Annotated in this window: 17 protein-coding genes and 1 other RNA gene; 12 read left to right on the top strand and 6 right to left on the bottom strand. The window is 66.0% G+C overall.

Annotated features, from left to right (window positions below; genetic code table 11):
• Positions 1–20 precede the first annotated feature (20 nt).
• Both D6B98_RS27800 and ffs read right to left on the bottom strand, forming a co-directional pair.
• Complete coding sequence (locus tag D6B98_RS27800; RefSeq protein ID WP_126260224.1) at positions 21–1,841, bottom strand: DNA polymerase III subunit gamma/tau; 1,821 nt, start codon at positions 1,839–1,841, stop codon at positions 21–23.
• Between the two features lie 94 nt (positions 1,842–1,935).
• Positions 1,936–2,032: signal recognition particle sRNA small type (gene ffs / locus D6B98_RS27795), an RNA gene on the bottom strand.
• A 183-nt stretch (positions 2,033–2,215) separates the two neighbouring features.
• Between ffs and D6B98_RS27790 the strand changes: the two genes are divergently transcribed.
• From D6B98_RS27790 to D6B98_RS27750, 9 genes are all read left to right on the top strand, one after another.
• Positions 2,216–3,061 (top strand): transporter substrate-binding domain-containing protein, encoded by an 846-nt coding sequence (locus D6B98_RS27790; protein ID WP_126260223.1) that lies wholly within the window; start codon positions 2,216–2,218, stop codon positions 3,059–3,061.
• Between the two features lie 121 nt (positions 3,062–3,182).
• Complete coding sequence (locus D6B98_RS27785) at positions 3,183–3,845, top strand: amino acid ABC transporter permease (protein ID WP_126260222.1); 663 nt, start codon at positions 3,183–3,185, stop codon at positions 3,843–3,845.
• A complete protein-coding gene (locus D6B98_RS27780) occupies positions 3,842–4,648 on the top strand; it encodes an amino acid ABC transporter ATP-binding protein (RefSeq protein ID WP_126260221.1) in 807 nt (268 codons plus the stop codon). The genes D6B98_RS27785 and D6B98_RS27780 overlap by 4 nt, the downstream gene beginning before the upstream one ends.
• Positions 4,648–5,403, top strand: a complete 756-nt coding sequence (locus D6B98_RS27775; protein ID WP_126260220.1) for an SDR family NAD(P)-dependent oxidoreductase — start codon at positions 4,648–4,650, stop codon at positions 5,401–5,403. The genes D6B98_RS27780 and D6B98_RS27775 overlap by 1 nt, the downstream gene beginning before the upstream one ends.
• Positions 5,400–6,527 (top strand): muconate cycloisomerase family protein, encoded by a 1,128-nt coding sequence (locus D6B98_RS27770; protein WP_126260219.1) that lies wholly within the window; start codon positions 5,400–5,402, stop codon positions 6,525–6,527. Before D6B98_RS27775 ends, D6B98_RS27770 begins: the two co-directional genes overlap by 4 nt.
• Before the next feature lie 236 nt (positions 6,528–6,763).
• Positions 6,764–7,183: an HIT domain-containing protein gene (locus tag D6B98_RS27765; protein ID WP_126260218.1), complete on the top strand. Its 420-nt coding sequence runs from the start codon at positions 6,764–6,766 to the stop codon at positions 7,181–7,183.
• A 10-nt stretch (positions 7,184–7,193) separates the two neighbouring features.
• Positions 7,194–8,132 carry an NAD(+) diphosphatase gene (gene nudC, locus D6B98_RS27760; RefSeq protein ID WP_126260217.1) on the top strand — a complete coding sequence of 313 codons (939 nt, stop codon included), beginning with the start codon at positions 7,194–7,196 and terminating at the stop codon, positions 8,130–8,132.
• A gap of 6 nt (positions 8,133–8,138) precedes the next feature.
• Complete coding sequence (locus D6B98_RS27755; protein WP_126260216.1) at positions 8,139–9,056, top strand: sugar kinase; 918 nt, start codon at positions 8,139–8,141, stop codon at positions 9,054–9,056.
• Positions 9,057–9,159: 103 nt separating this feature from the next.
• Entirely contained in the window at positions 9,160–9,669 is a 510-nt protein-coding gene (locus tag D6B98_RS27750; RefSeq protein WP_126260215.1) for an Lrp/AsnC family transcriptional regulator, read from the top strand.
• 63 nt (positions 9,670–9,732) lie between these two features.
• Here D6B98_RS27750 and D6B98_RS27745 read toward each other — a convergent pair whose 3' ends face one another.
• Positions 9,733–11,082 (bottom strand): sensor histidine kinase, encoded by a 1,350-nt coding sequence (locus D6B98_RS27745; protein WP_126260214.1) that lies wholly within the window; start codon positions 11,080–11,082, stop codon positions 9,733–9,735.
• Positions 11,082–11,804 (bottom strand): response regulator, encoded by a 723-nt coding sequence (locus tag D6B98_RS27740; protein WP_126260213.1) that lies wholly within the window; start codon positions 11,802–11,804, stop codon positions 11,082–11,084. The genes D6B98_RS27745 and D6B98_RS27740 overlap by 1 nt, the downstream gene beginning before the upstream one ends.
• Before the next feature lie 182 nt (positions 11,805–11,986).
• On the opposite strand from D6B98_RS27740, the gene D6B98_RS27735 reads away from it, so the two are divergent.
• The 3 genes from D6B98_RS27735 to D6B98_RS27725 all read left to right on the top strand — a co-directional run bounded on the left by D6B98_RS27735 (position 11,987) and on the right by D6B98_RS27725 (position 13,461).
• Positions 11,987–12,208 carry a hypothetical protein gene (locus D6B98_RS27735; protein ID WP_126260212.1) on the top strand — a complete coding sequence of 74 codons (222 nt, stop codon included), beginning with the start codon at positions 11,987–11,989 and terminating at the stop codon, positions 12,206–12,208.
• A 74-nt stretch (positions 12,209–12,282) separates the two neighbouring features.
• The gene (locus tag D6B98_RS27730) at positions 12,283–12,612 is read left to right on the top strand and encodes a cysteine rich repeat-containing protein (protein ID WP_126260211.1); all 330 of its coding nucleotides are present in this window, start codon (positions 12,283–12,285) and stop codon (positions 12,610–12,612) included.
• Between the two features lie 9 nt (positions 12,613–12,621).
• The gene (locus D6B98_RS27725) at positions 12,622–13,461 is read left to right on the top strand and encodes a sterol desaturase family protein (protein ID WP_126260210.1); all 840 of its coding nucleotides are present in this window, start codon (positions 12,622–12,624) and stop codon (positions 13,459–13,461) included.
• A gap of 14 nt (positions 13,462–13,475) precedes the next feature.
• Here the strand turns inward: D6B98_RS27725 and D6B98_RS27720 are convergent, their stop codons facing one another.
• Positions 13,476–14,975: a phosphomannomutase/phosphoglucomutase gene (locus D6B98_RS27720; RefSeq protein ID WP_126260209.1), complete on the bottom strand. Its 1,500-nt coding sequence runs from the start codon at positions 14,973–14,975 to the stop codon at positions 13,476–13,478.
• A 189-nt stretch (positions 14,976–15,164) separates the two neighbouring features.
• Positions 15,165–15,677 (bottom strand): TIGR02281 family clan AA aspartic protease, encoded by a 513-nt coding sequence (locus tag D6B98_RS27715; protein WP_126260208.1) that lies wholly within the window; start codon positions 15,675–15,677, stop codon positions 15,165–15,167.
• Between the last annotated feature and the right edge of the window lie 123 nt (positions 15,678–15,800).

Genomic DNA, 15,800 nt, shown 5'->3' with positions numbered 1-15,800 from the left:
CTGTCCTTGAAAAGGTCGGCTCAGAGATCGTCGCCGTCGGAACCGTCGGGCGGATCGTCACTGCCATAGTCGGTGTTTATATTGGATTCCGGCGTCTCGGGGGCAAGCCTGCGGACCTCGACGACCTTGGCGCCGGGGAAGCGCGACAGCACCTCCTGCACGCGCGGATCGGCCTCGGCGGTACGCGCATGCTCCTGCTTGGCGGCCTGGTTCACCGAGCGCAGCGTCGGCTGGCCCTGCTCGTTGGAGACGACGATCGTCCAGCGCCGGCCGGTCCACAGCTCGAACTTCTTCGCAAGCTCCGAGATCATGGTCTTGGAGGCGTTCGGCTCGAGCGCGACTTCCAGCCGGCCCTCCTCGAAACGGACGAGGCGCATATCGCCTTCGAGCGCGCCCTTGGTCATGAGATCGCGCTTCTGCCCGGCCAGCGCAACGAGCTGGGTGAAGCTCGTGATGCGCAGTTGCGGCGCCGCCCCTTGCGGATCGGGCGCGGGCGCCGCCATCTGCGGCCGCGCTCCACCGCCCCCGAACGAAGGCGGCGACGATGTTGGCATGCGAACTGGCGCCGCCGACGACATCGGCGCGGCCGGCGCGCTGCTCCGCGCAGCTCCGCCGCTCACGACCGACGAGCCGCCGCCGTTCTGCTCCAGCATCTTGATGGCTTCATCGGGCGTCGGCAGGTCGGCGACATAGGCGATACGCACCAGCACCATCTCGGCGGCCGCCGCGGGCCGCGTCGCGGCCTGCACCTCGGTGATGCCCTTGAGCAGCATCTGCCACATCCGCGACAGCACGCGCATCGAGATCTTCGAGGCGAAATCCTTCGCGCGCACGCGCTCGGTCTCGCCATAGGCGACGTTGTCGGCGGTCGCCGGCACGATCTTCACGCGGGTGACGAAATTGACGAATTCGGCGAGATCCGAGAGCACGACGATCGGATCGGCGCCGACGTCGTACTGGTCGCGGAACTCTTTGAAGGCGGCCGCGATGTCGCCGCGCGCCAGCGAATCGAACAGGTCGATGACGCGGGTCCGGTCGGCGAGCCCCAGCATCTGCCTGACCGCATCGGCCTTCACGGTGCCTGCCGCATGCGCGATCGCCTGGTCGAGCAGCGACAGCGAATCGCGCACCGAACCTTCCGCGGCGCGGGCGATGATGCCGAGCGCCTCCGGCTCGATCTCGACGTTTTCCTTCGCGGCAATGTTGGCGAGGTGCTTCATCAGCACGTCGGCGTCGACGCGGCGCAGGTCGAAACGCTGGCAGCGCGACAGCACCGTGACCGGAACCTTGCGGATCTCCGTCGTCGCGAACACGAATTTGGCGTGCTCCGGCGGCTCCTCCAGCGTCTTCAGGAAGGCGTTGAACGCCGCCGTCGACAGCATGTGGACTTCGTCGATGATGTAGACCTTGTAGCGGGCGCTGGCCGGTGCATAGCGCACGCTGTCATTGATCTGGCGGACGTCGTCGACGCCGGTGTGCGAGGCCGCGTCCATCTCCAGCACGTCCATGTGCCGGCTTTCCATGATCGCCTGGCAATGCACGCCCAGGGTCGGCATGTGGATGGTCGGGCCCTTCACCGAGCCGTCCGGCATCTCGTAGTTGAGCGCACGGGCCAGGATGCGCGCGGTGGTGGTCTTGCCGACACCGCGGACGCCGGTGAGGATCCAGGCCTGCGGAATGCGCCCGGTCTCGAACGCATTGGAGACGGTGCGGACCACGGCCTCCTGGCCGATCAGATCGTCGAACGAGGAAGGACGGTATTTGCGCGCCAGCACCCGGTACGGCGCGTTGCCGGCCGGACCGGCGCTGTCGGGATTGGGAGGGGCGCCAGCGTCGGTCATCGGTCGATCCGCAATGAAATGTCTCTTGGCCGGCTTTTGCGGAAAGGAGCGCGCTGGCGGCTGTGCCGCCGGCGCTGGTTCGCTCGAAAAACAGGTAGGAGACTGACGAGCGACCCGATCCGGACCTCGTTAGGGCTGCTTCCTTCCGGACCTGACCCGGTTGGCGAGTGGCTCGTCCACCGCCAATCTCCCGGTCCCTATTTGGGGCCAAAAGGGCCGGAAAGCAAGCGGCTATCGGCTCGAACGACTTGATCCTGCCCAGCATCCGGGCAATTACCGGTCTGCCCAGCCGATAGGCTGTGCTTTCGTCGGTGGGACCGCCTTGCTAAAAACGCATGCGGAACTCCACCCAACCAGAAAAGCGATTGATCCCAATGGTTACACGTCGTGATGTTGCATCGATTGTCGGACTTGGCGCGGTAACCGCGGCCGCACTGGCGACCCCAGCCGTGGCGCAGACCGCCGATCCGAACGAATCGACCTTCGCCCGCATCCGCCGCACCAAGAAGATGCGGATCGGCGCGGTCGGCGGCGGCGCGCCGTATTACATGAAGGATCTGTCCAGCGGCCAGTGGAAGGGCTTCTACGTCGACATCGCCAAGGGGCTCGCCGACGACATGGAGGCCGAGCTCGAGATCACCGAGACCACCTGGGGCAATTCGGTGCTGGATCTGCAGGCCAACAAGATCGACATCTTCTTCGGCCTCAACCCGACCCCGAAGCGCGCGCTCGTGATCGACTTCTCGGTGCCGGTCTTCAACAACGCCTTCGCCATCCTCTGCAAGAAGGACTTCAAGCCGAAGAGCTGGGCCGAGTTGAACTCGCCCGACATCAAGATCGCGGTCGACCAGGGCTCCTCGCACGACCAGGTCATCAGCCGCCTGACGCCGAAGGCGCAGATCACGCGGCTGAAGACCGCCGACGACGCGACAGCCGCGCTGCAAACCGGCCGCGTCGATGCGCAGTGCCTGATCACCATGCTGTCGCTGACCGTGCTGAAGAAGAACCCCTCGCTCGGCCAGCTCGTGCTGCCCACGCCGATCTTCGCCACCACGTCGAATGCCGGCTTCCGCCGCGAGGCCGACAAGACCTGGCGCGATTACGTCAACACCTGGATCGACTTCAACAAGGGCCTCGGCTTCATCCGCAACGCGATCATCACCAACATGGAGCTGGTGGGCGTGACCGAGGCGGACATTCCGCCGGGCGTTTCGTTGTAATTCTCCACTGTCATTCCGGGGCTCGCGCAGCGAGAACCCGGAATCTCGAGATTCCGGGTTCGCCCTTCGGGCGCCCCGGAATGACGGTGCCAACGGCACCCACGACGAGTAAGACACACGCATGTATCAGTGGGACTTCGGCATCCTCTGGAGCTATCGCTGGCTCTTTCTCAACGGGCTCGGCGTCACCGTCGGCTTTACTATCGTCATCGTCGTATGCGGGTTGCTGTTCGGCCTGTTGGGGGCGATCGGCAGCCTGTCGCGCTTCAAGGCGTTGCGCCTTCTCGCCCTCACCTTCATCGAGGCGTTCCGCTGCACGCCGATCCTGGTGCAGCTGATCTGGTTCTATTACGCGCTGCCGATCCTCGCCGGCGTCGAGATGACGCCGATCACGGCCTCGGCGCTGGCGCTCTCGCTCTATGGCGGCTCGTTCTATTCGGAGATCATCCGCGGCGGCATCATCTCGATCGACAAGGGCCAGTCGGAGGCCGGCGCCGCCCTCGGCATGACGCCGGGACAGAGCATGCGGCGCATCGTGCTGCCGCAGGCGATCAAGCGCATGATCCCGGCGCTGATGAACCAGTCCATCATCCAGTTCAAGAACACCTCGCTGGTCTCGGTGCTGGCGGTGCCCGACCTCGTCTACCAGAGCCAGGTCGCGGCGCATGACAGCTACCGGCCGCTGGAGACCTATACCGCGGTCGCGGTCGCCTATGCCGCGATCCTGATCCCGCTCACCATCATCGTCCGCCGCGGCGAGAAGCGACTGGCGGTGAGCGAATGAGCGAGTCATCCAATAGCACTTCGAAAATCGAGATCCGGGCCTTGCGCAAGAGCTTTGGCAGCAACGAGGTCCTCAAGAACATCAATCTCGACGTCGCCAAGGGCGGCGTCGTGGCACTGATCGGCCCGTCGGGGTCGGGCAAATCGACCCTGCTCCGCTGCATCAATCTGCTGGTAGTGCCGGACGGCGGCAGCGTCCGCGTCGGCGACACCCGCTTCGCGTTCGGTGATGGTACGAGGCTTCCTGACACGAAGACTCTGGCAAAATTCCGCGCCACCACGGGCATGGTGTTCCAGCACTTCAACCTGTTCCCGCACATGACGACGCTGCAGAACGTCATGGAGGGGCCGATCACGGTGCGTCGCATGGCCAGGGCCGATGCCGACAAGCTCGCGCGGGCGCAGCTGGCCAAGGTCGGCCTCGCCGAAAAGGCAGACCAATATCCGGCGACGCTGTCCGGCGGCCAGAAGCAGCGCGTCGCCATCGCGCGGGCGCTCGCCATGGAGCCTGACGTCATGCTGTTCGACGAGGCGACCTCGGCGCTCGACCCCGAATTGGTCGGCGAGGTGCTGAACGTGATCCAGCAACTGGCGTCCGAAGGCATGACCATGGTGATCGTGACCCACGAGATCGCCTTCGCCCGAGAGGTCGCCGATCGCTTGATCTTCATGCGCGACGGCGTCGTGGTCGAAGAGGGCCCGGCGCGGCAGCTGATCGACAATCCAAGGGAAGCCGCCACGCGCGCCTTCCTCAGCCATTTCCACCGCACCGGCGCGCTGCCGCCGGCCAACGCGACATCGTGATGCCTGATATCAACCGCGTCTATCTCGTCACCGGTGCCGCCAGCGGCATCGGCCGTGCCACCGCAAAACTTCTCGCCGCGCCCGGCACCGGGCTTGTGCTGCACACGCGTTCCAACGCAGAAGGCCTGGACGCCACCGCGGCGGAAGCCGGAGCGAACGGCGCTGTGGTCGCCAAATGTCTCGGCGATCTCGCCGAGGAAGCGGCCGTCACCGACGCCATCGCCGCCGCGCAAACAGCCTTCGGCCGCCTCGACGGATTGGTCCTCGTCGGTGGCCATGCCCGCCGCGGCAGCGCGATCGGCACGCCGGCGGACCAGTTTCGCCAAGCAATGGATGAATCGGCGCTGGCGTTCACGCGGATGGTCGAGGCCGCGCTGCCGCTGCTGCGTGCGGGCCACGAAGCGCGCATCGTCGCGGTGTCGTCGTTCGTCGCACATGCGATCCGGCCCGAATTCGCGCCGTTCGCCGCGACCGCCGCGAGCCGAGCCGCGCTGGAAGCGCTGGTGCGCCTCACAGCGATCGAGCTCGCGAGCGACGGCATCACCGTCAACGCGGTCGCGCCGGGCCTGATCGTCAAGGACAAGCCCAGCGAGAGCCGGCTCTCGCCCGAGCAGATCGCTGCCACCGAGGCGTTGATTCCAATGCGCCGCCGCGGGCGGCCGGAGGAAGTTGCCGAAATCATCGCCTTCCTGGCGTCACCGAAGGCGTCCTACGTCACCGGCCAGGTCTGGCACGTCAATGGAGGCCTGACATGACCGAAGCAACCGTCGAACGCATCAGGCTGTTCCTGATCGAAAGCCCGATCAAGATGGCGCGCCTGCAGGGCGTCGGCAACGTCAAGGGCACCGTCAAGCGCGTGCTGATCGAGCTGACGTCCAGCGACGGCGTGGTCGGCTGGGGCGAGGCCGCGCCGTGGGAGGTCTTTACGGGAACGCCGGAAGCGGCCTTCTCGGCGCTTGATATCTATCTGCGCCCGGTCGTGCTCGGCAAGCCGGTCCGCCGCATCCGCGCGCTGATGGCCGAGCTCGACCGCGCGCTCGTGGGGCATGCCGAGGCCAAGGTCGCAATCGAGATGGCGTTGCTCGACATCGTCGGCAAGTCGTCGGGGCTGTCGGTCGCCGACCTGCTCGGCGGCCGGGTGCGCGACACGGTCCCGCTCTCCTTCTCGATCGCCGATCCGGATTTTGCCGCCGATCTCGACCGCATGCGGAAAATGGTTCCGGACGGCAATGTCATCTACAAGGTCAAGACCGGCGTGAAGCCGCATCGTGAAGACCTCGATCATCTCGATGCGATCCGCAAGGAGTTCGGCGACAAGGTCGACCTGCGCGTCGACTACAACCAGGCGCTGGCGCCGTTCGGCGCGATCAAGATCCTGCGCGATGTCGAGGAATTTGCGCCGACCTTCATCGAGCAGCCGGTGCCGCGCAAATATCTGGACGTGATGGCGCAGCTCACCGCGGCGCTGGAAACGCCCGTGCTCGCCGACGAAAGCTGCTTCGACCGCCGCGACGTGATGGAGGTGGTGCGGCGCGAGGCGGCGGACGCGGTCTCGATCAAGCTGATGAAGGCCGGCGGCCTGTTCGAGGCGCAGGCGATCATGGCGATTGCCGACATCGCCGGCCTGCCCGGCTATGGCGGCACGCTGTGGGAAGGCGGCATTGGCCTTGCCGCCGGCACGCAGCTGATCGCGGCCACACCCGGCATCTCGCTCGGCTGCGAGTTCTACATGCCGCATCACGTGCTGACCGAGGACGTGCTGGAAGAGCGAGTTGCGAATCGCAACGGCCATGTCGTGGTGCCGGATGAACCGGGCCTCGGCATTCGTGTCAGTGAAGCCTCGGTCCGCGCCAATGCAAGGGTGCTGGCGGAGGCGTAATTTTCTGTCATTCCGGGGCGCGCGTAGCGCGAGCCCGGAATCTATAACCACAGGATCGAATTTGGCGAGGACTCGGAGCCGCCGACTCGCGCAACAGCTATTCCCTGTGGTTATAGGTCCCCGCCTTCGCGGGGACGACGACCGTGTATGCAGTTGCCAACCTTCCCCTTGCTAATTCCCTATCGTATGCTCGCGACCAACAAGCCCGTTCCCCGCCGGGCAATCCGGAAACGCATATGCCCGAACCCGCCTGGTCGCTGCACTCCCGCCTGAAAGATGACACCATCGACATCGGCGATCTGCCGCTGTCCAAGGTGCTGGTCATCAAGGACGCGCATTATCCCTGGTTGCTGCTGGTGCCACGGCGCCCCGATGCGGTCGAGATCATCGATCTCGACGAGGTGCAGCAGGCGCAGCTGATGACGGAGATCTCCCGCGTCTCGCGCGCGCTGAAGGAGATCACCAAATGCGACAAGCTCAATATCGCCGCGCTCGGCAACCTCGTGCCGCAGCTTCACGTCCACATCATCGCGCGCCGCACCAGTGACGCCGCCTGGCCGCGGCCGGTCTGGGGCGTGATGCCGCCATTGGCGCACGACGCCGCAGAGGTTCAGAATTTCATCAGCGCGCTTCGCCGCAAGATCTGGTTGGGTTGAAAGAACGATAATGTCAGCATTCGACGCGTTTCCGCTGGGGCAGCCGGCCTTCGTCACCAACATCCTCGACCGCGCCGCGCATCTGCGGCGCGACGAGGAGAAGCTGTTCGCGATGGAGCAGAAGCCGACCTCGCGCGCCTATGTCGTCCACCGCGACTCGCTGCTGGTGAGGCGCGAGGGCGATAAGATCCGCGCGCTGCTCACGATCGACGAGGCGCTGAAGTGCGGCGCCAATCCCGGCACGATCTTCCTTGGGCTTCGCGACGGCGCCGCGATGTTCGGCATGGGCCTATCGCAGGCCGGCGCCGAGAAGCTGGTGGGACGCGAGGACTACACATTGACCGAGCTGCGCGGCTTGGCGATGCAAGGCGCGATCCCCCCCGACGAGCTTTCGGCGATCGCGATGGCGAAGTCGATGGTGAGCTGGCACCAGCGCCACGGCTATTGCGCCAATTGCGGCACGCGCAGCGCGATGAAGGAAGGCGGCTGGAAGCGCGACTGTCCGGCGTGCAAGGCCGAGCACTTTCCGCGCACCGACCCGGTCGTGATCATGCTAGTGGCGTCCGGCGACAAGTGCCTGCTCGGGCGCCAGAAGCAGTTTCCGCCCGGCATGTATTCGTGCCTCGCCGGCTTCGTCGAGGCCGCCGAGACCATCGAGGACGCGGTGCGCCGCGAGATCCTGGAAGAATCCGGCATTCGCTGCACCGACGTGCAATATTACATGACCCAGCCCTGGCCCTATCCGTCGTCGCTGATGATCGGCTGCAGCGCGCGGGCCGTGAGCGAGGACATCGTCGTCGATCGCATGGAGCTGGAAGACGCGCGCTGGTTCACGCGCGAGGAGGCCGCCCTGATGCTTACCCGGACGCATCCGGACGGACTCGCCGGCCCGCATCCCTTCGCCATTGCCCACCACCTGCTCGGCCGCTGGGTCCACGACAAGAGCTGACCGCCGATGGCGCAATCCGACGCCGCGCCGCGCATCCTCTGCATCGGCATTCCCGTGCGCGACCTCACCTTTCGGGTCGCGGCCGTGCCTGCGCGCGGCAGCAAGGCCAACGCCACGCATCTCGCCGAGATCTGCGGGGGCAATGCGCTCAATGCCGCCATCGCCGTTGCGCGACTTGGCGGCCGCGTCGCGTTCGCGGGACCGATGGGTGACGTTCGCGAGACCTCGAGCGGCTTTATTCTCGCGCAGATGGCGCAGGAGAGCATCGACACCACGCACATCGTGCGCATGCCCGATGTGACCACGCCGGTTTCCGCGATCATGATCGAGCCCTCGGGCGAGCGGACGCTCACGATCTATCGCGATCCCCGTCTGTGGACCGTGGAGCTGCCCGACGCCGACATATTGCTCGCCGATTGCCGGGCACTGCTGGTCGAAAGCCGCTGCGCCGCGTTCGCGATCTCCCTCTGCACCGAGGCACGGCGGCGCGGCATTCCCGTCATCGTCGGCGTCGACCGCGCGATGTCATTGCAGGACGGCCTGCTCACGACCGCCTCGCATCTGTTGTTCGCCAGCGAGCAGGTGCAGGAGACCGCCGGCATCGCCGACGACGGCGCGGCCTTGAGGCGCCTGGCCGGGTTGACGCCCGCCTTCCTCGCAGCCACCCGCGGTCCGAATGGCACGATCTGGCTGAACGAGACAGGCGCGCTCGAGGAGACGCCGGCCTTCCCGGTCGAGGCGGTCGATACGCTTGGCGCCGGCGACGTCTTCCATGGCGCTTTCGCGCTTCGCTTGGCCGAGGGCGCGGAGGTACGGGAGGCACTGCGATTCGCCGCGGTCGCTGCAGCGCTGAAATGCATCCGCCATGGCGGCGGCCAAGCCGCCCCACAACGCATTGAAGTTGAACAACTTTTGCGCAGCTAACCCTGGAGCAATTCCAGGGATAGGCCGAGATTATAGGCTTGCCGTGGAAGGATTTTCTCTATATCAGGAAAATCGGCCCCTGAAATGGAACAAAGTTCTTCAAATGACTGATGTCGCCGTGCAGATCCCCGAGACCAGCCGCCGCCTCGATGCCATCGACCGCAAGATCCTGATGGTGCTTCAGGAGGATGCCTCGCTGTCCGTCGCCGAGATCGGCGACCGCGTCGGCCTGTCCTCGACCCCCTGCTGGAAGCGAATCCAGCGGCTGGAGGCCGACGGGGTCATCATCAAGCGCGTCGCCCTCGTCGACCAGAACAAGATCGGCCTCGGCATCTCCGTGTTCGTGTCGGTCGAGAGCTCCGACCATTCCGACGCCTGGCTGAAGAAATTCGCCGAAGCCGTCAGCGCCATGCCCGAGGTGATGGAGTTCTATCGCATGGCCGGCGACGTCGATTACATGCTGCGCGTCGTGGTGGCGGACATGCAGGCTTATGACGTGTTCTACAAGAAGCTGATCAGCGCCGTGCCGCTAAAGAACGTCACCTCGCGCTTCGCCATGGAGAAGATCAAGTCCGTCACCGCATTGCCGATTCCCGCGGTGGTGGCGGCCTGACGCCGATCCTCATTTGACGCGTTTTCTTCGCGCGAACCGGTATCCACTTCGCTCGAAAACGGTTCAAGCCGGCTGAAACAGCGGCAGGGTGACGCTGACGCGCGTGCCTCCGCCCGGTGACGCGCCGATCTCGATCGTTCCGCCATGGGCCTCGACCAGGTTGCGGACGACCGCGAGGCCGAGGCCGGCACCGCCGGTCGCGCGATTGCGCGACTTCTCCATCCGGTGGAACGGCTCCAGCACGGTCTGGCGTTGATCGGCGGGGATGCCCGGGCCCTCATCGTCGATCGACACGACGACGGCACCGTCCTTCAGGGCCGTGCGCACATGCGCGGCATGGCCATAGGCGAGCGCGTTGTCGATGATGTTGGCGAAGACCCGCCGCAGGGCGAGCCGGTCGCCGAGCACGACGACGTTGCGCGCACGCTCGTCCGCGACCAGATCGACGACTGCGCCCTGGACGCGGCGGTCGTGAACGTCGCCCCCCACCAGCGCGGCGAGCTCGATCATTTCTTGCGACAATCCGCCGGCGCCCGCCCGCGTCGACAGTAGCGCGTCGTCGAGCAGCCGGATCATGTCGTCGATATCGGCCACGGCCCGCTGCCGCTCGGCATCATCAGGGATATGCTCGACGCGCAGCCGCAGCCGTGTCGCAAACGTCCTGACGTCGTGGGCGATGCCGCCAACCAGCGTCATGCGTGCACGCAGCATCTCGGCAAGCCGTCCCTGCAGGCGGTTGAATGCGGCGATGACGGCGCGGATCTCCGGCGCGCTGCGTCGCGCATCCGGCAATGGCGGCGGATCGGCCGACAGGTCGACGCGATCGACCGCGGCGGCGAGTTGCGCCAGCGGCCGCGTCTCGCGCTGCATGACGAGCAGCGCCAGCAGCGCCACGACCGACCCGAACAGGCCTGCCCCGAAGCCGACGGGCAGGCCGAACGGGGTGACCGGCAGGCGGGTATAGGCATCGATGATCAGCAACTCGCCGCTGCGCAGACCGATGCGGAATTCGACCGCGTTGGCCATCAACCGCGCGAGGCGGGGAAACCATCGACTGGCGCGATGGTTCGGCGGCGACACGATCTCGACCGGACGGCCCGCAAGGCCGGCCGCATAGGTGTCGCGCAGTTCCTGCTGCTGCGGCGGGGTCTCCCCGCCGACCGGCGCGCCCGACGGCGCGATGCGCACCGCAAACTGCGGCGAAGACACCGCATCAAGCACGGCCTGCCGTGAACCGGCGTCCGTTCGCTCCAGGAGCGTGGCCAGCGCGTCGAGGCGCGCCGGCGAAGGCCGTGTCAGCTCGTTTTCGCGGAGGGTCGTCCGATAGAAGATCGCGACGACAACGGTACTCACCAGGATGAATCCCACCAGCCCGATGAGGGCGAGCCGCGCCGCGAGTGTCACGCGCAGCATCACGACACCTGCTTGACGGACGCGGTGAACAGATAGCCGCCATTGCGCACCGTCGTGATCAGGTTGGAGCCGGGGCTGGCGCCATCGAGCTTGCGGCGCAGCCGCGAGATCAGCATGTCGACAGTGCGATCAAACGGCTCGGCCGAACGTCCCCGCGTCCAGTCGAGGATCTGGTCGCGCGTGAGCACCCGGCGGGGCCGCTGCACGAAGCAACCGAGCAGGTCGAACTCGGCGCTGGTCAATTGCAGTTCCGGCGACTCGGCCTCGAGCGTCTCGACACTGCGCGCATCGAGATCGATCACGAAGCGGTCGAAGGCGAAACGCCGGACCAGCGGCTTTGCCGGAGTCCCGTTGGCACGGCGCAGGATGGCGCGAACCCGCGCCAGCAGCTCGCGCGGACCGAACGGCTTGGTGAGATAGTCGTCCGCGCCCATCTCGAGGCCGACCACGCGATCGATCTCGTCGCTCTTGGCGGTGAGCATCAGGATCGGAAGGGAATCGTCGGCGCGCAAGCGGCGGCAGATCGAAAGCCCGTCCTCGCCCGGGAGCATCAGGTCGAGAATGACGAGGTCGGGCCGCAGGCGCTGGAGCATCGAATCCATCGCCTTGCCGTCGGCGACGCAGGCGACCTCGAACCCCTCGCGCCGCATGAAGTCGGCGACGAGGCGGCTGATCTCGGGATCGTCCTCCACCATGAGGATCGTGGCCGAATGCGCGTTCATCACCCGCATTTTGGACGACCACGCGTTCCGCGCAAGGGCATCGGCGGCGCTGTTACATAGTGTTACATGGTGCCGACAAAGCCCTAACAATCGTTTCGTCCGGGCAATGCGGCGCAGACGCCGCGGCTCCAGTCTCCCCGTACGGCTCCCGCTCACGGCAGCCCCCACAAGGAGACGACGACATGACCAAGCTCTTCCTCACCTCCCTCGTCATCGGCACCCTGTCGGTCGCCGCGGCGGCCGACGCCAACGCCTGGACGAGGTCGGCGACGGCAACCGGACCGCGCGGCACCTCCCACGTCACCGCGACGGGAAGCTGCGCCTACGGAAGCTGCACGCGCAGCGTGACGCGCACCGGTCCTGCCGGCAACAGCTACACCCGCACCGGCACGATCTCGCGCTGACGCAGCGCCGCCGTCGCCGCGTCAGCCCCGCGCGGCGACGGCGAGACTTGCCCCGATCAGAAAGGACCATCGCCGTGTCATCGATCTTCCATCCCATCGCGCTGTCGCGACTTGCAGCCATCGTCGCCCTCGGCGTCGCGACCGCGACCGCGACCTTCGCGCTTGCCCAGACCCAGCTGCAAACCCAGATCACGCCGCAGATGCGCAGCGAAGCGAGGCGTCTGATGCAGGCCTGCCGCACCGACTTCGACAAGCTTTGCAGCAACGTCACGCCGGGCGGCGGACGCGTCCTCGCCTGCCTGCAATCCCAAGCCGGCCAGCTCTCCTCCTCCTGCGCCCAAACGTTGCCCCGTGCCCAGGCGCTGCGCGACGGTGCCGTCGGTGCCGGCGTGGCGCCGAAGTAGGAGGATGCCGTGGGCTACGCTTCACTCCTGCTCGATCCGGCGCTCAGGCGCATGATCCTCGCAACCGCGCTGGGCCTGATGCTGCTCGAGTACGGCATCGGCCGCCTCGCGCATCGCGATACCCACGACTGGCGCGAGAGCGTTGCCTCCTTCGGCGTGGCCCTCGGACAGAACCTGCTGCGCGCGATCGAGGCAGGCATTCTCGCGATGCCGTTCGCGTTCCTGTACGAGCACCGCCTGTTCGACTTCGCGCAGACCGGTCCGCTTGCACTCGCAGGGTTATTCGTGGGCAGCGAGTTCCTGTATTATTGGCAGCATCGCGCCTCGCATCGCATTCGCTGGATGTGGGCGACGCATTCGGTACATCACTCGACGACGCGGCTGAATTTGACCGCGGCGATCCGGCTCGGCTGGACCGGAAACGTCTCGGGCAATTTCCTGTTCTTCCTGCCACTGGCGCTGATCGGATTTCATCCGTTCGCGATCGTGGCAATGCTCGGCACCAACCTGCTTTATCAGTTCTTCATCCACAGCCAGTTCGGGCCGAAGCTCGGGGTCCTGGAATGGGTGCTCAACACGCCGAGCCACCATCGCGTGCATCATGCCTGCAACGAGCCGTGCCTCGACAAGAACTATGGCGGCATCCTGATCGTGTTCGACCGCCTGTTCGGGACCTTCGCCGAACGGCCCTCCGACCAGCCGCTCCGCTTCGGTCTCGTCGGCGGCACACCATCCTTCAACCCGATCCGGATCGCGCTCGGCGAATGGATTGCGATGCTGGGCGACGCCCGGAAGGCACGGGGCGCGGCCGCGAAGCTCCGCACCCTGTTCGGCCCGCCCGGAGGCTGAGCGCGCGCAGGCGCTCAAATCTTCTGATTGTACTCGCCGACCTCGGGATGCGTGCGCAGCACGCTGTTCACCATCTCGAACATGTCGTGCATGCGCTGCTCGGAGACCGGGCTCTCGACCACGACGACGAGTTCGGGCTTGTTGGAGGAGGCGCGTACCAGGCCCCAGCTGCCGTCCTCGACCGTGACGCGCACGCCGTTGACGGTGACGAGATCGCGGATCGCCTGGCCGCCGATCTTGGCGCCCTTTGCCTGCAGGCCTTCGAAGTGCTTCACGACCTTGTCGATGACGCCGTATTTGGTCTCGTCGGCGCAATGCGGCGACATGGTCGGCGACGACCAGGTCTTCGGCAGCGCGTCCTTCAGGTCCGCCATCGACTTGCCCGGCGCGCGGTCGAGCATGTCGCAGATCGCGATCGCCGAGACCAGGCCGTCGTCATAGCCGCGGCCGAACGGCTTGTTGAAGAAGAAGTGGCCTGACTTCTCGAAGCCCGCGAGCGCGCCCATCTCGTTGGTGCGGCGCTTCATGTAGGAATGGCCGGTCTTCCAATAGGCGACCTTCGCGCCCTGCTTCTGCAGCACCGGATCGGTGACGAACAGGCCGGTCGATTTCACGTCGACGACGAACTGCGCGTCCTTGTGGATCGCCGACATGTCGCGCGCCAGCATCACGCCGACCTTGTCGGCGAAGATCTCCTCGCCGGTATTGTCGACGACGCCGCAGCGGTCGCCGTCGCCGTCGAAGCCGAGGCCGACATCGGCCTTGTGCTGCAGCACCGCATCGCGGATCGCGTGCAGCATCTCCATGTCTTCCGGATTCGGATTGTATTTCGGGAAGGTGTGGTCGAGCTCGGTGTCGAGCGGGATCACCTCGCAGCCGATCGCCTCCAGCACCTGCGGCGCGAAGGCGCCGGCGGTGCCGTTGCCACAGGCCGCGACCACCTTCAGCTTGCGCGTCAGCTTCGGACGAGAGGTGAGGTCGGCGATGTAGCGCGCCGGGTAGTTCTCGTGGAATTGGTAGGAGCCGCCCGCCTTGTTCTTGAACTCGGCATTGAGCACGATCTCCTTCAGCCGCGTCATCTCGTCGGGGCCGAAGGTCAGCGGACGGTTGGCGCCCATCTTCACGCCGGTCCAGCCGTTGTCGTTGTGCGAGGCCGTGACCATGGCAACAGCGGGCACGTCGAGATCGAACTGCGCGAAATAGGCCATCGGCGTCACCGCCAGGCCAATGTCGTGAACCTTGCAGCCCGCCGCCATCAGGCCGGAAATCAGCGCATATTTGATCGAGGCCGAATAGCCGCGGAAATCGTGGCCGGTGACGATCTCCTGGCGGACGCCGAGCTCGGCGATCAGCGCGCCCAGCCCCATGCCGAGCGCCTGCACACCCATCAGGTTGATTTCCTTCTGGAACAACCAGCGCGCATCGTATTCGCGAAACCCCGTCGGCTTCACCATCGGCTCGGATTCGAAGGCGTAGGTGTTGGGCAACAATACGGATTTCGGCTTCGGGAACATTGAGACGGTCTCGCGAAAGGGCAGGAAATGAGGCAGCCTTAGCGAATGCCAGGCCGCGGCGGAAGGCGGGAATACAGGCTTATGGCGGATAATTGCGGCAGTTTGGTAACGAAGAAACGTTACCGCCGGGGCGGCCGAGGCAAGAAATCTCTTTTGAAATGAACTGCGGCTGATCGCAACCGGCTCTGCCTATTGCTCCAGCACCATCTGGCCGTTGGAATACTCGAACCGCTTCAGGCGGGACAGGAAGGAGAGGCCGAGCAGGTTCTCCGACAGCGCCGCGTCGGGCAGCACCATGGCGTCGACGTCGCGCACAATGAGGCCGCCGACATCGAGCATGGCGATGCGGGCGCGCGCGGCCTTGATGGTGCCGTTGGCGGTGGAGACGGTGGCGTTGTACTCGCTGCGCGAGGGACGCAGGCCAAAGCGAGCCGCCGAGGTCTCATTGAGCGCGACCACGGAGGCGCCGGTATCGACCATGAAGCCGATGCGCTGGCCATCGATCCGGCCCTCGGTCTGGAAATGACCGCGGCCGTCGCGGGAAATGGCGAGGCTGCGGCCGCTGGTCGGCGCGGCCGACGCAACCGCGACCGTCGTGCGCGGGGCTGACGTGGCGGAAGCCGAGCTCATCTTGTCCGCCATCTGCGCCATGAAGGTGCCGAGGCCGATCATGACGGCCGCGAAGATCATAATGTTACGCATTACACCACTTCCGAGCCGAAAGCCCGATTTCACCACGCGGCACGCCCGACCGCGAGCGACGCTGCGGCCGGAGCGCTGTCATTTTGGCGAAAAGGATGAGCGGACGGTTAACGCGGCGGCTCG

This window comes from Bradyrhizobium sp. LVM 105 (genome assembly GCF_003957705.1).
In the GTDB taxonomy this organism is placed as follows: domain Bacteria; phylum Pseudomonadota; class Alphaproteobacteria; order Rhizobiales; family Xanthobacteraceae; genus Bradyrhizobium; species Bradyrhizobium frederickii.
Note: the sequence above shows the minus strand (reverse complement) of the source record. Positions and strands in the feature narration are given on the sequence as shown.

What these genes read in the sequence shown, in the direction of transcription:
- D6B98_RS27800 (WP_126260224.1), bottom strand. Translation starts at nt 1,841, where the DNA reads ATGACCGACGCTGGCGCCCCTCCCAATCCCGACAGCGCCGGTCCGGCC.
- D6B98_RS27790 (WP_126260223.1), top strand. Translation starts at nt 2,216, where the DNA reads ATGGTTACACGTCGTGATGTTGCATCGATTGTCGGACTTGGCGCGGTA.
- D6B98_RS27785 (WP_126260222.1), top strand. Translation starts at nt 3,183, where the DNA reads ATGTATCAGTGGGACTTCGGCATCCTCTGGAGCTATCGCTGGCTCTTT.
- D6B98_RS27780 (WP_126260221.1), top strand. Translation starts at nt 3,842, where the DNA reads ATGAGCGAGTCATCCAATAGCACTTCGAAAATCGAGATCCGGGCCTTG.
- D6B98_RS27775 (WP_126260220.1), top strand. Translation starts at nt 4,648, where the DNA reads ATGCCTGATATCAACCGCGTCTATCTCGTCACCGGTGCCGCCAGCGGC.
- D6B98_RS27770 (WP_126260219.1), top strand. Translation starts at nt 5,400, where the DNA reads ATGACCGAAGCAACCGTCGAACGCATCAGGCTGTTCCTGATCGAAAGC.
- D6B98_RS27765 (WP_126260218.1), top strand. Translation starts at nt 6,764, where the DNA reads ATGCCCGAACCCGCCTGGTCGCTGCACTCCCGCCTGAAAGATGACACC.
- nudC (WP_126260217.1), top strand. Translation starts at nt 7,194, where the DNA reads ATGTCAGCATTCGACGCGTTTCCGCTGGGGCAGCCGGCCTTCGTCACC.
- D6B98_RS27755 (WP_126260216.1), top strand. Translation starts at nt 8,139, where the DNA reads ATGGCGCAATCCGACGCCGCGCCGCGCATCCTCTGCATCGGCATTCCC.
- D6B98_RS27750 (WP_126260215.1), top strand. Translation starts at nt 9,160, where the DNA reads ATGACTGATGTCGCCGTGCAGATCCCCGAGACCAGCCGCCGCCTCGAT.
- D6B98_RS27745 (WP_126260214.1), bottom strand. Translation starts at nt 11,082, where the DNA reads ATGCTGCGCGTGACACTCGCGGCGCGGCTCGCCCTCATCGGGCTGGTG.
- D6B98_RS27740 (WP_126260213.1), bottom strand. Translation starts at nt 11,804, where the DNA reads ATGAACGCGCATTCGGCCACGATCCTCATGGTGGAGGACGATCCCGAG.
- D6B98_RS27735 (WP_126260212.1), top strand. Translation starts at nt 11,987, where the DNA reads ATGACCAAGCTCTTCCTCACCTCCCTCGTCATCGGCACCCTGTCGGTC.
- D6B98_RS27720 (WP_126260209.1), bottom strand. Translation starts at nt 14,975, where the DNA reads ATGTTCCCGAAGCCGAAATCCGTATTGTTGCCCAACACCTACGCCTTC.
- D6B98_RS27715 (WP_126260208.1), bottom strand. Translation starts at nt 15,677, where the DNA reads ATGCGTAACATTATGATCTTCGCGGCCGTCATGATCGGCCTCGGCACC.